This window comes from Marinilactibacillus sp. XAAS-LB27 (assembly GCF_036039175.1).
GTDB lineage: Bacteria > Bacillota > Bacilli > Lactobacillales > Carnobacteriaceae_A > Marinilactibacillus.
The window spans coordinates 163,069-176,862 of record NZ_JAYXKP010000003.1; the positions used below are offsets into that span (position 1 = coordinate 163,069).

A 13,794-nucleotide genomic window follows, 5' to 3' on the forward strand; every position below is an offset into this window, starting at 1 on the left:
TGTATCTTTTTTTACTTAAGAGCTTTTGCGTCTATGGGCTCTAGATCAATTTTCAAATGTTTTTACAAGCTTTTACTTTTCAAGATTGCTATAGTTAATGAAAGGAAATTCAATGCCAGTTACGGTATTGATCATCCTATTCACGGTCATTTTTACTTTTTTGACCGATTATATTGGTATTTAACGGAGGAAAAACACTTGAACAAAACATTTGATTCTATTCAACAGAAAATTGTCTACTTAGAAGAACAGGCATATGACAAAGCTGATCTTGGATTGACGTATTCTAAAGAACAATCTACTTTTAAAGTATGGTCTCCACTTGCAGGATCTGTTACCTTGAACCTATATCAAACTGGGAATCTTGATGAAGAAACCTTGATCGAACAGATTGAAATGGTTGAAAAAGATAAGGTATGGACAGTCACGATTAATCGAGATCTAGCTGGCCAATTTTACACTTATCAATTCCAGCATAGTTCAGGAACGCAGACTGAGACTCAAGATGTCTATAGTAAAGCAGTCGGCCTTCATGGCAATCGATCCGCAATTCTGGATTTATCTACTACTGATCCCGCAGGTTGGTCTGAAGACCATTTTGTTAAGCAACCTTCGATCACAGAAGCTATGATTTGGGAAGTACATGTGGAAGATTTTTCCAGTTACGAACATGCTGGGTTTTCAGAAGAATATCGAGGAAAGTATTTAGCCTTTACTGAAACAGACACTTATTTGAACAGCGACCCATCTTCAGAATCTCCAACAGGTATTCAGTATCTGAAATCTCTTGGCGTGAATTATGTGCATCTCCTTCCCGCTTTCGATTTTGATAATGATGAGATGGGTTCTCAGTACAACTGGGGTTACGATCCAAAGAATTATATGGTTCCCGAAGGTAAATACAGCTTAAACCCTAGCGATCCAGCTTCTCGCATCAATGAATTTAAACAAATGGTTCAGAGCTTGCATAATCAAAATATTGGGGTTGTACTAGATGTCGTTTATAATCACACCTTTACCTATGATGACTCTTGTTTCCAATCCACTGTTCCTAATTATTACTACCGTCAAGATGAACAAGGAAACATTACGAATGGATCTGGTTGTGGAAACGAAACAGCTAGTGAACGAAAAATGATGCGTAAATATATGATTGATTCACTACTCTTTTGGGCCAAAGAATATCATTTAGATGGATTTAGATTTGATCTTATGGGCTTACACGATGTGGATACAATGAACCAGATTCGACAAGCATTTAATGATGCAGGTATGGAAGATCTCCTTCTATACGGGGAACCTTGGAATGCTGGAAGCGTAGAAATTCATGAACCTAATGTGCCTGCTGATAAATTTCATGTCCAGCAACTTGCTGATGGCATTGCGATATTCAATGATGATTTTCGTGACTCTATCAAAGGACCTGTATTTGATGAGCATAAAGGCGCATTTCTTCAAGGCGCTAATGGATATGAAGATAGTGCTTATATGAACGGTGACTTGATTGGTAGCTTACTAGCAAATACTCAAAGTGTCGTAGGTGATTTTTCTCTTCCAGAAGAAAAAGCCTGGGCTAAAAATCCGACTCAGGTCGTTAACTATTCTTCTGCCCATGATAATTTACCTTTGTATGATAAACTCGTACTGACACTGAGAGATGATGAGAACTTTGATCGCCACGAAGAAGTGATTCAAGTAAATAAACTGAATGCGGCTTTACTATTTACAGCTCAGGGTGGTATCTTCATGCAAGCCGGTGAAGAGTTTGGACGTACGAAATTTGGTGACGAGAATAGCTTCAGCTCTTCTATTGAGACGAATCAACTGAACTGGTCACAGGTAGTCGAAAACAAAGATTTACTGGATTACTACAGAGGGATGATTCAGATCAGAAAGGCTTACGCTCCATTAAGAGATCAGACAAATCAGACTGCTGAGAAAATGCATTTCACAGAACTTAGAGAAAATCTGATTGCTTATACCATTCCAAATACGTTAGAAGAGCAACCTAAATGGTCACAAATGGCCGTTATTATGAATACGAGCTTATCGCCTGAAACCATTCAACTCCATTCTTCTCTTCCCTTACCAGAAGAATGGACGATCATTGCGAACAGACATACCGCTGGAACAGAATCTTTAGGAGTACAAGTTGGACAAGAATTGATTATCAATCCAAGAGAAGTATTAATTCTAGTAGCTGACTGATATTCACATTCAAACATCCTACTCTAGTACGATGTTTGTCAATTAGTAAGTGTGATACGATAAAACTATCATAAAACAAATGAGGGAGTGAATGTTATGGGTAGACGAGGTGGAGGCGGCGGTGGCCGTTCTGGTGGCGGCTCATTTGGAGGTAGCCGTGGCGGCTCTAGTCGTATAGGCGGTTCCAGTGGACGTCGTGGTGGCTCAAGCGGAAGATCTGGTGGGGGCTTTGGCGGTGGTGGCTTCGGCGGCGGCGGTTTTAACAGAGGATATGGCTATGGTGGCGGCTGGGGTTACGGTCGTGGCTGGGGTCGAAGAAGATACTATGGTGGCGGTCCTGGTGGTGGCTGTGGTCTTTTAGGTTGTCTTGGTCCATTTATATTCTTCATCATCATGATCAACTTTATTGGTGGTGTCGGTATGTTTGGAGGATCTAACTACTCTAATTCTAATTCTAACAGTGGTTCGATTCAAACCTCTTCAAGAGAACGAATACCTTTAGAATCAGGACTAGTGAACGAGACAGATTACTATACTGACAATGCGAGCTGGATCGGTAATGCAACGACACTAGAAAATGGTATGCGCCATTTTTATAATGAGACAGGGATTCAACCTTATCTTTATATCACAGAAGAAATTAATGGTGGTACGAACCCTACCGAAGCTGAATTAGATGCATTCAAAAGTGATCTCTATGATGAATTGTTCACAGATGAAGCACATATGCTTGTTCTGTTCTTTGAAAGTGACAATTTTTCTTTAGGTGATTACTATGTCGGTACTGAAATCGGCTCTCAGGCCAGAAGCGTTATGGACCGAGAAGCACAGGATATCTTTTATGATTATCTGGGACGATATTATTATGATGATCGTTTAGAAGAAGATGAGTTCTTTGCTAAAAGCTTCCAAGAAACTGCAGATCGAATGATGACAACAACGCAAAGTCCTTGGATAACGCCAGCTATCATTGCCGGTGGTGCAGTTCTTGTAGGTCTTCTATTCGTCTGGTGGAGAAATATTTTGAAGAAAGACAAAGAAGCGGCACAACCAGATGAAAGCTATAAAACGAAAAAAGAAGATGATGATTTAGACTTTTAATAACTAGTAGAAAAAGCGGTCGTAATTCCTTTGTAGGAGTTACGACCGCTTTGTTTGGTTTAATAGTTAAACTGACAAGAAGGAATAGTCTTTTTTTCTATCCCCAGTATTTTTGAACAGCACCGTTCTTACCTTGAACGGGATCTCTTTGAGGTAAATCAACTTTTTTCACTTCTCTTTTGATTTTCCAAAACTGTTCTTCTGATTGAACGTCTTTCTCTTTGTACGTATCGAACTCTTTGCCATTTGGATAGGCACCTACAATACTAAAATCTTTGGAAGCTTTCAGTCTTTTATGAGCTGTACCAGCTGGCAAAAGAATCACGTCTCCTTGAGTAAACGTAATGGTTTTGCTACTAAGACCTCCGAGTTGGACAGTTGCTTCTCCTGAAAGACAGACTAATACTTCATGGGTATTTGAATGAAAGTGATGGTAATCAAAAATACCGTTTACCCATGCATTTGTATACTGATGTTCCGCCAACTGGTCTATTACAGCCTGTGCTGGATGATTTTGATTGACTAAATCTTTGAAGCCTTCAGGATAAACTAATACTGGCAGACCATTATTAGGATAAGGTTTATTTTCTTCAAGAAGGATTTGTTGCATCATTTCACTATCCCCTTTTCCATCGTTTCATCTAGTGTCTCATCATGGTAATTCTATTTCAAATATACCATCTTACATCTTTATTATATTAATATTTTTACAAAACTACAAGGTATTGTTTGACAAAATTTTATAGTTTAAGTATTCTAGTATAAGGTAGATATATTAGATCTGACCACTATTCGAATGGAACAAAGCTTATATAGAAAGGCGTAATTATGAGACTATTAAATATTTTCAAATCAAAGTCAAAAGCCTCCACCTCCTCTTGTAGACCCGAAAAAACTCAAGACAATAAATGTCAGAAAATCCAGTACGAAACTAAAATCCCTGCAAAAAAAATCACAAGTAGCCAAGAAGTGATTGAAATGATCGTTTCGAAAATGGTCAAAGAAGATCCCTTTAAGAACTTTTATACAGGTAAAAAAGATGCTGATTTTACACCAATGTCAAAACGTGTTTATAAATATGATGCGATTACGACAGTAAATGTAAATTTAGTTCCTCAAAATGAGACCTTCACCGTTTCCGTAGAAGGCATTTCTATAGGTACACTCCCCGAATCAATCAGTGGTAAGCTTAGCGGATATTACAATCAGTTTATGCTGACAGCCTATGCATATGTGGTTGGCGGCTACTACAAAGAGTACGATACTACAAAAGAAGAAGTTGTCGAGGCATTTGAACCTTACGATGTCGACATTTATATACAGTTCACTTAATGTATTTAATTACAAACAGGTATCTTCCCTATCTATTCTTGGGAGATACCTGTTTTTTGTCTATTACCTTACAAGCCGATTAATTGCAGTTTTATTTTTTTAATAGTAATCTGAAAGGTAACAAGTTCTATTTAACTTTTTAATGCAAATTATAAACGGAGGCGTTCTTAATGGATTTAGGCATCAAAGGTAAAATCGCACTAATCACGGGATCTGATTCAGGTATTGGAAAAGCAACAGCAAAACAATTGTTGTCCGAAGGGGCAGTCGTTATTTTGACGGATAAGCAAGAAGATCAGCTAAAAAAAGTCGCTGAAGAACTAAAACATTTAGGAACTGTTTACGCTTATCCGGCAGATATTACGGAAGTTGATAGTATAAAAGCACTGCACGACTATACGAAAGAAACCGTTGGAGAAATTGATATTCTAGTTCAAAACGCTGGAACTTCTGGCGTTCAAGGTATGTTCCACGAGATCGACGATGCTGGCTGGGTAGAAACCATTGAGGTCGACTTGCTTGGACCCGTTCGTGTAACCAGAGAATTCTTGCCTGACCTGAGAAATGGTGGATGGGGTCGTATCGTTTACTTAGCTTCTGAAAATGCTGTACAACCTTATAAAGACGAACTACCTTATGACTCCGCAAAAGCTGGCGTTCTTTCTTTTGCCAAGGGGTTATCTCGTTCTTACGCAAAAGAAGGCTTACTAGTAAATGTCGTGTCTCCTGCCTTTATTGAAACTCCAATGACGGATGAAATGATGGAAAAACGCTCAGAAAAAATGGGTGTTTCATTTGACGAAGCTGTGGAAACTTTCTTAGACGAAGAAAGACCGCATCTTGAATTGAAACGTCGTGGTAAAGCCGAAGAAGTCGCAGCAGTGATTTCATTTTTATGTTCAGATAGAGCTTCATTCGTCAATGGTTCAAATTATAGAGTAGATGCTGGTTCAGTAGCTACAATTAACTAAGGAGAGAGTTATTTATGGATAAAGAACAACAATATTTTGATTATGTAATCGTCGGTGGTGGAATTGCAGCTGGGAACGCTGTAGCTGGAATCCGTGAAGTCGACAAAGCTGGAACAATTGGCGTTATTTCTGCTGATTCTGACAGACCATACGAGCGTCCTGCGTTATCTAAAAAGTTATGGACTGATGATTCTTTCACAACAGATCAGATTTTCTATAATGTTCGTGAAGAGCATCAAGCGACACTCATGCTTGAAACAGAAGTGACTTCTATTGATAAAGAAGCTCACACCGTCACGACACATACTGGTGATGTAGTTAAATATAAAAAATTATTACTGGTTACGGGGGGGAAACCTCAAGTAATCGATGGTCCTGAAGATGACAAAGTTTTCGCATTCAGATCATTTGAAGATTACACTAATCTTCGCAGTCTTTCTGGAAAAAATCAGCACGTTGCCGTTGTAGGCGGTAGCTATATTGGGACAGAGCTTGCAGCAAATCTAGCTTTGAACAATACCAAAGTTACAATGATCTACCCGCAAACCATATTGGGCGACAATCGTTTCCCAGAAGAGATCGCCAAAGAATATGAATTAACATATGTAGATCACGGTATCGAAATGATCAGTAAGACACGTGCAGAAAAATATACCAAAGAAGGCGATACTTTTGTTCTTCACCTAAATGATGGAACCACTGTGGAAGCTGATTCTATTGTTCTAGGATTAGGCGTAACTCCTGTACTGGACCTGGCAAAAGAAGCTGGCCTTGACGTAGATGATGGCGTTATTGTTGACGAGTACCTTCGTACATCTGATCCAGATATCTATTCAGCAGGCGACATCGCTTCTTATCCAGATCCGATTCTTGGAAGACAACGTATCGAACATGTGGACCATGCTAGAAATTCAGGGACTGCTGTAGGTGAAATTATGGCTGGTATCAATGAACCGTACAAACATACCCCATACTTCTATTCTATGATCTTTGATATTTCTTGGAAAGCAATCGGAACACTCGACTTATCATTAGATTTACTTATTGATGAGGTAGACGGTGGAAAAGTCGTTTATTACCTTAAAGATGACAAACCAGTCGGAATTCTTACATGGAATGTTGAACCGGATCTTGATAAAGTTCGTGAGCTGATCGATAACCCACCAGCATCTTCAGAATTACTAAAAGGTGCTATTCGCAATCAGGAAGATTAACTAGCTTAATAAAAGGTGTCGGCTATTTAAAGCCGACACCTTTTTTAGGTTAGTATCCATTCTTCAACTTCTTCTTCAGTATTCTCGGAATCCTAATTTTTAGGAATTTAAATTTATTCGTCTCTATTGAAATACTATATTTTAAACATGATTTTTTTACATAATCCAAATATTTATCAAATATAGTCACTCCTAAACTCTATTGAGTGCATATGAATTGTAAATCTTTTTTATGGTTTATATACTGAAAATCAAAGAAGCATTATATCGCTTTAAGGAGGAATTTTTAATGAGCAAATATGTAGACGGAACGTATTCATCAATGAAAGAAGCGATCATAGCAATCAATGGACTTGTCACAGATGGGTATTCAAAAGAAGGTATGGTTTTAGTTGGTAACACTTCAACACTCAAAGAAAATCATGCGGAAGAAGTTGCGGTGAATATTGAAGATTATGCCTCTACTGCTTACAAAGAGCTATTAAGTGACCACAAAGGTGAAATTGATTCAGGGAAACTGGTTTTACTGTACGACGAAGATTCAAGCATTAATGATGACTTAGTCGCTGGTGACCATACTGACGAACCAAACCGCTCAGTTAAAGACCATGCGCCAGACCCGGATTTGGATTCTACGGCTTCTTCAACTGATGAGATTGGCAATGAGAACTCGGAGCACGTTTCAACAGAAGAGGATCAAGATTCTTCAAGTGATACCGTCAAAATCGACGATCATGATATCGGCGCTGGTAGACCTCTACAATAATCTAAATAGCCTAGAAAAATTGACTAACAACTAAACGATTAGTTTGAATTTTCGCTTCGTATATAAAGGGGGAACCTTGTTCAATGGATAAATTTGTTGATGGTAGTTACGCAACAATTGATGAAGCCGTTCAAGCAGTAAATGCACTTTATACTCAAGGTTATGCAAAGGAAGACTTATTACTTGTCACCCATGATTCCAAAAAAGAAGAACTATCTTCAAAAACAGAAGTCAAAGTGACAACCAAATCCTTACTGATGCAAGACGAGAATAACGCAGAGCAGTCAACGATGGATAAGATCAAAGATACCTTAACGCCTCATTCTGATCACGATCATTCAGAAGGAAAAAAAGTATCTGATTTGTTAGCTGATCACGAAACAGACATTGAACGAGGCAACACCATCGTTTTGGCAGAGCTCAATTCTGATGTGGATCGAGACCCTACAACGGATCCAACGAGCGGATATGATAACCACAGCTCAATAAAAGATCCGGATATTAACCCTATCCCTCAAACAACTGACGGATTTAAGAAAGATCAAGACCAGGATATCTATATTGATAATAGCGATTTATTTCATCGACCATAATACTAGAAATAAATATAAATTTTAGGAGGACTATATTATGACTCATTTTGTAGAAGGCAGTTACGCCTCTATGAAAGAAGCGGTTCAAGCTACAAATGCCATGGTGACTCGTGGTTACTCAAGAGAAGATATCACTTTTGTGACAAGTGAATCCAAAAAGTCGGAACTTCCTTCAGATTTGGACATCGATATTTCAACGGATGCGTCACACGAAGCTTTAGCTTCTTACAAGGAAGACATTGAACAGGGGCATCTTGTTGCGTTAGTAAAAGAAGATCCAAGTATTGATAACGATCAGAAAACAGGCGCTACGAATGATGAGGCGGATAGTCCGGCAGAAGATCCTAACCCGAATTCCAAACTAACTACAGGTACAAACTCAGACACAATGCGTGATAACCCTACACCAGGTGATGTTCCAGTTGGAGATAATGACGATGCTCCCGGAAGCGTTTCTGTTGATGAAGATCATGATCTAACAAACGGACTTTAATTGATTATTTAAAAGAACGTACACACAGTTCCCAGTGAACTTGCGTGTACGTTCTTTATTCTTTCCGTCTCCTGTTATCGCTGCTTCATTTAATACTCGTCAGGCCGTACTCAAGTATATCTCCTGGCTGGCATTCTAGTACTTCACAGAGCTTTTCCAGAGTAGAAAACCGAATAGCTTTTGCTTTCCCATTTTTTAAGTTTGAGATATTCGCCATGGTGATGCCCACTTTTTCTGAAAGCTCTGTGACGGACATTTTCCTTTTTGCTAATACTACATCTAAGTTTACGATAATTCCCATTATAATCCCCTCATATCGTTAAGTCATTTTCTAATTTATATGCTCTTGCATTGGAAAACAAGATATTCAAAACGTCCGCAAACGCTACGATAACTGCAGAAAAAAACAAGAAGAACAATCCTATTAGAATAAGCCCCGGTGCATCGTCTCGATCCGCTACTAAATACACGATTGGCAGTAATAGTAAATAAATGCCTGTCATAATAGAGGCCGCATTTCTTATATTCTTCAAGCAACTAATGGTACTCACAGAAAATGCTTCGTTTTCATCTATATGTACAATCAATTTGAACGATTGAGCGAGCATGAACAAAAAACAAACACCCGTAATAATCAAAGCGCCTTGCGTCAATGGGTGTAAAACCGTCATGTCTGGCAGAGTGATCTTAAGTAAATTCGTAACCCAAGGCAGGACTAGAAAGTTAAATCCAATTGTTCCTATAGCCAAAATGCCTAATGTAATTTTTAATACAATCGTCCTAATCTTCATAATTCATCTTCTTTCTTTAATAATTTACTGAAACTATATCATTCATATAACTGAATAACAACAGATAATTATCGTTAATCGACAAACTTCAATGTTTTTTAAATAATTTGATGGACTCACTCGATCTTTTTTATACATATACTTGGAGCTGATCCATAAACAAGAACATCACTTTATTGAACAGTCCCTCTTTAACTATATAACCTCTTCTACTCCTTTTGTTGAATGAATATTAAAATTATTTCTATTAAATTTCTTAAAAATGTAATAAAAATAACAAACGTTCACTAGAAGGCATATAGTTTGTATAAAATCTTTATCCTCCTTATACTTGCCATATAACCAAATATTGCAAGTATCAATAGGAGGAATTACAAATGAGTCATTTTATCGAAGGAAGTTATTTAACTATACAAGAATTAGAAAAAACAGTCGATACTTTGCTTACGCAAGGATACGATAAAAAAGATATGACAATCGTTGCTAACCATGAAACTAAAGAAGGTTTAGATACCGACATCTCTGTTAGCGTATATGGAGACGATTCGAAAGATGAATCTATGATGGATAAAATCAAAGATATCTTTTCTAGTTCAGATGAAAAGCATACAGACGATGCTGACCAGAAACTTTTAAATAATTATGAGACTGAACTAAATAATGGACGTTTAATTCTACTGGTAGAAGAAAATGACAATGTGGTTCGCGAAACTTCTAACAAAACTAATCCAACAAATTCATCAGATACTCCAGTAGTTGACACAGTTAATCAAGGCGCTGATATCCTTGTAGATGATGATGACCACACTTCTCCAAATCATTCCATCACGCCTGCGGATCATCCAGATATTGATCCAACAGATCCCGCTCATAACACTGGAACGAGCAGCAACCCTAAGGCTGATACTCGTCCGGATCATGGAAATCCGAGCCAAGATCATATATCTGTTGAGCCAGGTAAAGCTTCAGGAGCCTCTTCTTTAGAAGATCCTAATCATTCTGGCCGCTAATCACTGACGATTTAGTAGAGAACAAACAACAAGCGTTTTAATTGTATATATTCTATCTACCTCATATACTGATAGCGTACTCAAATTAATCATATATTTATATAAAATTAATAGGAGGAAACAAATTATGACCAAATATGTTCAAGGAACTTATGTAACAGCTGATGAAGCAAATACGGCAGTAGATTCATTAATTGCTCAAGGATATGATAGTAGTGATATCACTTTAGTTTCAAACGATGCGACAAACAGTAACCTCTCAACAAACGTTCATACTAAAGTATATGCTAATTCTGAATCAGAAGATGAATCATTTATGGATAAAGTGAAAGATATGTTCACTGGCGACGAAAACGATTCTTCAAACAATACAACAGACTCTGAAAATGATGTATTGAACCGTTACACTGACGAGATCAATAATGGTCGAATCGTCGTCTTAGTAGAAGAAAACCCAGATGTGGATAGAGTATCTGATGATGCTTCTCTTGAACCAGTTGGAGATACTACCGTAGATCCAACTATGGATAGTTCAGATGTTATTGTTGGTTCAACAACTGACCCATCTCTAGACCCTACTGTAGATCCAACGCTTGATACAACAAATGAAGCAGCTTTAAATTCAGTAGATCGCGAACCTGAAGTGGATGCTACAAGTACTGACTCAAGCAAAGAAAAGATTCAACTTCAAGAAGAACAAGTAGATGTTGATACTAACGAAGTACAAACTGGCGAAGTACATGTTCAGAAAAACGTAACGGAAGATACAAAAACGATTGAAGTTCCCGTTAAACATGAAGAAGTTACTGTTGAAAAACATGCTGTCACAGATGGTAGACCCGCAGAAAACACTTTAGATGATAGCGAAGAAATTTCAATTCCAGTTACAGAAGAACAAATTGAAGTCACTAAACGTCCCGTTGTAACAGACGAAGTCGTCATCAACAAAGAAACAAAAGAAGATACTAAACAAGTATCTGAAACTGTTCGTAAAGAAGATGTCGATATCAACACAGATGGAAACGTTGATGTTGAAGACGAAAAAAATGACGGATTTAACAACCGTCCATAAAACAACCAAATTTGACTGAAGCAGTAATCTTACTGCTTCAGTTTTTATACATATTTTTGAAAATCAAAAAAAGGAAGGAGACTTGGATACGTCTCCTTCCTTTTTCAACTGTAATTTTTTTAAAGCATTTCCTTAGCTAACAATCGGTACGCATTTAATCTTTGTTCTTGAGAATGCGCAATACTACAGATCATTGCTTCTTGGAATCCATATTCTTCTGCATCCTGACGTAACTTATCTGCCACTTCTTTCGCTGTTCCAACTAAGTGAATCTGACGATTCGTTTGGATACCAACTTTTTCTTCTTCAGACAATTGGTAATTTTTAGCCTCTTCAGGTGACATCAACTGTTCCATTCTACCCTGTGCTAAATGGATACGCGCAATGTCTTGAGGTTTTGCTTGATATTCTGCTTCTTCTTTTGTTTCAGCTACCGTTACTAGATAAGCTACATTGATTTCAGGTTTTTCCATAAAAGCAGAAGGTTTGAAGTGATATCTATATAACTCAAAGATTTCTTTACGCATGGATCCAAGCATAAAGAATTGAGCAAATGAATACCCCATCCCTCTACGTCCTGCTTCAATGGCACTGTTCCCACTAGATCCCAGTAACCATGACTCTGGCAATACGACCTTTTGAGGCGTCGCAATTGTATGTTTATATAATAGCTCTTCTGGTACTTCATCATTCATTAACGTTAACGTCGTATCCAGTTTTTCATATAAATGATCAAAGTCCGGATTGTTTCCTTGAGATAATGCATAAATAGATCTTTGATCTCCACCTGGTGCACGGCCTACCCCGAAATCAATTCTTCCCGGTGCAAGTGCACTCAAGGTTTTGAATACTTCTGCCATTTTCAATGGTGAATAATGCATAATCATCGTTCCACCAGTACCTAAGCGAATGCGATTTGTTTTTGCTGCGATATAAGCCGTTATGATTTCTGGTGCTGAGCTCGCGAACGCATCACTCCCGTGGTGCTCTGCAAGCCACATACGGTCATAACCTAGTTCTTCAGCAACTTGTGCAAGTTCTACAGCATACTCTAGCGCGTTTTGTGGTGTTTTCCCACCTGTAATCGGTGCCTGGTCCAATACACTTAATCTCATTCTTTTAAACAACCTCTCTTTTTACTTACTTTTAGTATACCACCAAATGGTGGATCATTCATAGGGAACGGATTAGACTAACGTAAGAACATAGAGTCCAGTTATTAGAAAAAAGATTTTCTCCAGTATTCACTTAGACTCTACATAAGGCCTTTATTTTTTATCAGTTGCTTATACTCATTTTATCTACAAAAAAGGCCGTGATCATTTCCATTGTGGCTACTTTGACAAGATGCTTTTCATCCTCGTCTACAAAGGTTAGATTCGCATCCGGATTCTCAGCAACAAATTCTGCTGCATCACTATAAGGCACAATCTTGTCTTCTATTCCGTGCCAGAAAAGCATAGGTCTTCCAGCTAACGTTCCGGGTCTCAAAGATAAATCGTAATAGGGAATCCATGCTAGTAGATTTTTGTAATCTTCAGGTACGTATCTACCCGATTCCGTTGCGCGTTCGTAAATCCGCTCACGGTAATACACTGGTTTTGGTGATCCCATTATACAGGCAGCCGTCTTAATTTCTGGATGATTCGTCATCAATGCACAAGTTGTGATGCCCCCCATAGAAACACCACCGACCCCAATTCGATCATCTGCTAATCCTAGTTTTTTGAAATGATTCACAAGTGAACCAAATTCAAAAAGATTGGCTTGAATACTCTGCCAAAAAGTCAACGAAGGCACTTGAATGATAGGCTGTTTCCGCTCTCCATGATTTGCTGCGTCCGGCAATAATACTCTAAACCCCGCTTCTGCTAATTTACGTCCTTGCGTTAGGACCAATTCTTTGGATGACTGCCATCCATGGTAATAAATGATTAATGGCCGTAATTGGTTTCTTTTCTCTCTTTCTACAACTTCAAGTATTGGAACATTTCCGATACTTCTTTTTCTGATCATCAATTTCATATTGTTCCACCTCGATTATAAGAATACAGTAAACGATTGGCTTAGAACAGTTTAGCGTTCTAAAATCCATAGTTTTTTTTATACTTGTATGAGAAACTCCTCACTCTAACTAGAATTCATAGAATATATTTTGATGTGGGTAATTATTTATGATAGGCTAGTAAAATCTGTGTAACCACTTATCAGATGTACGATAAAAAAGCGACTTTCCTGAGGAT

The 13,794-nt window shown here is 38.0% G+C and carries 15 protein-coding genes; 10 read left to right on the top strand and 5 right to left on the bottom strand.

Features of this window, described 5'->3' with window-relative positions:
- Positions 1–198: 198 nt before the first annotated feature.
- On the top strand, positions 199–2,208 hold the full coding sequence (gene pulA, locus VXN63_RS05695) for a type I pullulanase (protein ID WP_327757028.1): 2,010 nt from the start codon (positions 199–201) through the stop codon (positions 2,206–2,208).
- A gap of 96 nt (positions 2,209–2,304) precedes the next feature.
- The gene (locus tag VXN63_RS05700; RefSeq protein WP_327757029.1) at positions 2,305–3,309 is read left to right on the top strand and encodes a hypothetical protein; all 1,005 of its coding nucleotides are present in this window, start codon (positions 2,305–2,307) and stop codon (positions 3,307–3,309) included.
- Positions 3,310–3,406: 97 nt separating this feature from the next.
- Here the strand turns inward: VXN63_RS05700 and VXN63_RS05705 are convergent, their stop codons facing one another.
- The gene (locus tag VXN63_RS05705; protein ID WP_327757030.1) at positions 3,407–3,922 is read right to left on the bottom strand and encodes a cupin domain-containing protein; all 516 of its coding nucleotides are present in this window, start codon (positions 3,920–3,922) and stop codon (positions 3,407–3,409) included.
- Between the two features lie 215 nt (positions 3,923–4,137).
- Here VXN63_RS05705 and VXN63_RS05710 point away from each other — a divergent pair, with 215 nt between their 5' ends.
- The 6 genes from VXN63_RS05710 (at position 4,138) to VXN63_RS05735 (ending at position 8,678) form a co-directional block, all read left to right on the top strand.
- Positions 4,138–4,641 carry a hypothetical protein gene (locus tag VXN63_RS05710; RefSeq protein ID WP_327757031.1) on the top strand — a complete coding sequence of 168 codons (504 nt, stop codon included), beginning with the start codon at positions 4,138–4,140 and terminating at the stop codon, positions 4,639–4,641.
- 170 nt (positions 4,642–4,811) lie between these two features.
- Positions 4,812–5,612 (top strand): SDR family NAD(P)-dependent oxidoreductase, encoded by an 801-nt coding sequence (locus VXN63_RS05715; RefSeq protein WP_327757032.1) that lies wholly within the window; start codon positions 4,812–4,814, stop codon positions 5,610–5,612.
- Between the two features lie 14 nt (positions 5,613–5,626).
- Positions 5,627–6,826, top strand: coding sequence for an NAD(P)/FAD-dependent oxidoreductase (locus VXN63_RS05720; protein WP_327757033.1), 1,200 nt, complete (start codon positions 5,627–5,629; stop codon positions 6,824–6,826).
- A 289-nt stretch (positions 6,827–7,115) separates the two neighbouring features.
- On the top strand, positions 7,116–7,592 hold the full coding sequence (locus VXN63_RS05725) for a hypothetical protein (protein ID WP_327757034.1): 477 nt from the start codon (positions 7,116–7,118) through the stop codon (positions 7,590–7,592).
- 83 nt (positions 7,593–7,675) lie between these two features.
- A complete protein-coding gene (locus VXN63_RS05730; protein ID WP_327757035.1) occupies positions 7,676–8,185 on the top strand; it encodes a general stress protein in 510 nt (169 codons plus the stop codon).
- A 37-nt stretch (positions 8,186–8,222) separates the two neighbouring features.
- A complete protein-coding gene (locus tag VXN63_RS05735; protein WP_327757036.1) occupies positions 8,223–8,678 on the top strand; it encodes a hypothetical protein in 456 nt (151 codons plus the stop codon).
- Positions 8,679–8,763: 85 nt separating this feature from the next.
- On the opposite strand, the gene VXN63_RS05740 is transcribed toward VXN63_RS05735, so the two are convergent.
- Together VXN63_RS05740 and VXN63_RS05745 are read right to left on the bottom strand one after the other, a co-directional pair.
- Positions 8,764–8,979 (bottom strand): helix-turn-helix domain-containing protein, encoded by a 216-nt coding sequence (locus VXN63_RS05740; protein WP_208559065.1) that lies wholly within the window; start codon positions 8,977–8,979, stop codon positions 8,764–8,766.
- 10 nt (positions 8,980–8,989) lie between these two features.
- Positions 8,990–9,469, bottom strand: coding sequence for a DUF2975 domain-containing protein (locus VXN63_RS05745; protein ID WP_327757037.1), 480 nt, complete (start codon positions 9,467–9,469; stop codon positions 8,990–8,992).
- Between the two features lie 377 nt (positions 9,470–9,846).
- Here VXN63_RS05745 and VXN63_RS05750 point away from each other — a divergent pair, with 377 nt between their 5' ends.
- Positions 9,847–10,479, top strand: coding sequence for a general stress protein (locus VXN63_RS05750; RefSeq protein WP_327757038.1), 633 nt, complete (start codon positions 9,847–9,849; stop codon positions 10,477–10,479).
- Positions 10,480–10,606: 127 nt separating this feature from the next.
- A complete protein-coding gene (locus VXN63_RS05755; protein ID WP_327757039.1) occupies positions 10,607–11,551 on the top strand; it encodes a YsnF/AvaK domain-containing protein in 945 nt (314 codons plus the stop codon).
- Positions 11,552–11,670: 119 nt separating this feature from the next.
- On the opposite strand, the gene VXN63_RS05760 is transcribed toward VXN63_RS05755, so the two are convergent.
- Both VXN63_RS05760 and VXN63_RS05765 read right to left on the bottom strand, forming a co-directional pair.
- The gene (locus VXN63_RS05760) at positions 11,671–12,666 is read right to left on the bottom strand and encodes an LLM class flavin-dependent oxidoreductase (RefSeq protein ID WP_327757040.1); all 996 of its coding nucleotides are present in this window, start codon (positions 12,664–12,666) and stop codon (positions 11,671–11,673) included.
- A gap of 163 nt (positions 12,667–12,829) precedes the next feature.
- Positions 12,830–13,576, bottom strand: a complete 747-nt coding sequence (locus VXN63_RS05765; protein ID WP_327757041.1) for an alpha/beta fold hydrolase — start codon at positions 13,574–13,576, stop codon at positions 12,830–12,832.
- Between the last annotated feature and the right edge of the window lie 218 nt (positions 13,577–13,794).